The organism is Micromonospora endophytica (assembly GCF_003236305.1).
Taxonomy (GTDB): Bacteria; Actinomycetota; Actinomycetes; order Mycobacteriales; family Micromonosporaceae; genus Micromonospora; species Micromonospora endophytica.
The window spans coordinates 1-426 of record NZ_POTX01000541.1; the positions used below are offsets into that span (position 1 = coordinate 1).

General features: G+C 70.7%; 1 protein-coding gene. It reads left to right on the forward strand.

Features of this window, described 5'->3' with window-relative positions; translation table 11 throughout:
* Positions 1-16: 16 nt before the first annotated feature.
* A partial coding sequence (locus C1I93_RS31000; RefSeq protein ID WP_111246730.1) for a hypothetical protein occupies positions 17-426 on the forward strand: 410 nt, incomplete at its 3' end.

The following is a 426-nucleotide window of genomic DNA, read 5'->3' on the forward strand; positions in this document are numbered from 1 at the left end:
GGGTAGGCCCGCTTCCATGCGACATGTTCTCCGCGGAATGCTCGCTGGCGCCGCCGGAACCAGCGCCCTCAACATCGTCACCTACCTGGACATGACGCTGCGGGCCCGCCCCGCGAGCCAGACGCCGGAGCAGAGCGTCGACCGCCTTGCCGGAAAGCTACACGTCACCCTTGGTGACGAGCAGGCCGCCGCCAACCGACGCGCCGGGCTCGGCCCACTGCTCGGTTACGCCACCGGCCTTGGCGCTGCCGCGCTGTACGCCGTCGTGGCATCCGAACGGCCCCGGTGGGCCACCGCCGTCGGTGCGCTCACCGCAGCGGCGATGATCGGCTCGAACATGCCCCTGACCCTGCTCAAGGTCACCGACCCTCGGACATGGAGCGCCACCGACTGGGCCTCGGACGTGATACCGCTCCTCGCCTACGG